At 67.9% G+C, this 1,125-nt stretch carries 2 protein-coding genes; one reads left to right on the top strand and one right to left on the bottom strand.

The annotated features are described in order from the left end of the window. Positions 1 to 14: 14 nt before the first annotated feature. Positions 15 to 359, bottom strand: a complete 345-nt coding sequence (locus AC50YC_RS19800; RefSeq protein ID WP_494954975.1) for a heavy-metal-associated domain-containing protein — start codon at positions 357 to 359, stop codon at positions 15 to 17. Between the two features lie 545 nt (positions 360 to 904). Between AC50YC_RS19800 and AC50YC_RS19795 the strand changes: the two genes are divergently transcribed. Continuing rightward, a partial coding sequence (locus AC50YC_RS19795) for a heavy-metal-associated domain-containing protein (RefSeq protein WP_494954974.1) occupies positions 905 to 1,125 on the top strand: 221 nt, incomplete at its 3' end.

Below are 1,125 nucleotides of genomic sequence, written 5' to 3'. Positions count from 1 at the left end.
GGGCCGTGGAAGCGCTACTTCGCGCCGGTCAGGGCGTAGCCGGAGGAGCGCACGGCCTCAGTCAGCGCCGCCTGGTTTGCGGTGCCGGTGACACTGAGACGCGACGTGCCGCCCGGGACCAGGGCTACGGCCACTGACTGGACCCCGGATACCCGGGACACGGCCTTCTCGACGGTCTGGACGCAGTGCCCGCAGGTCAGCCCCTCCAGGGCGTACTGCGCGCCGGACGCCTGAGCCTCCGACGTTCCGGCGGCCGGAGCCGCAGCCTGCGTTTCGGCCGCGGGGGCGCAGCAGCTGCAGCCGTGGTCGGCAGTGGAGGCCAGGGGGAGCTGGGTTCGTGTTTCGGTTGTTCCGCACATGTCAGTTTTCCTTCGAAGCGAGGGATAAAGGGGCTGTTGTGGTTGAACGGCTGTAGCGGCCTGGGGCCCGGACAAACCACGTCACTGACAACACTCAAAGTATACCCCCCAGGGGTATGTTGCGCAAGGGTCCCCGCTCGACGGGGCGGGCGCCGCGTGTCGCCCCGCACCGCGGGCCGTCAGGCTCTACTGCATCGCCCGGGCCGGGGCGATACTCAGGGTATGAACAGTCTTCCTGAAACGCCCGCGGAGTGCGACCGGCGGGCGCGTCCGCAACCCGGACGGTTCTTGACGCATACCCCTAGGGGGTATATGTTCAGCTTAACCGGAAAACGACGTCCCGGGCGAAAGCCCATACGCAATGAAGGTCCGGCTACGGGTGGACAGAGCCCGCCGCCCTCCCCGGATTCCCTCATTGCCAAAGGACGCACCTTGCCTTCCGACCCCAATCCCGCACCCGATCACCAACTGGCACCGGCCAACAGCCGCAGCCTGCCTGCGGATCCGGCCGTCCCGCCGGCAGCACCGGCGCTAAAGGAGGAGCGGTGACCACGCTTCTGAAACGCACCGTCGTGGAAGTCCGCGGCCTGCAATGGGCCACCTCCAAAGCGGTCGTTGAACACGTCCTGCTTCAGCGGCCCGGAGTCGCCGCCGTCGACGCTAACCCGGTCGCCCAGACCGCGACCGTGAGCTTTGACCCGTCCATGACCTCCGTGGAGCAGATCTCCGGATGGATCCGGGACTGCGGATACCACTGCCGGGGCGC

This window comes from Pseudarthrobacter sp. MDT1-56 (assembly GCF_059383555.1).
This window is presented reverse-complemented; position numbering and strand designations above follow the sequence as displayed.

What these genes read in the sequence shown, in the direction of transcription:
- AC50YC_RS19800 (WP_494954975.1), bottom strand. Translation starts at nt 359, where the DNA reads ATGTGCGGAACAACCGAAACACGAACCCAGCTCCCCCTGGCCTCCACT.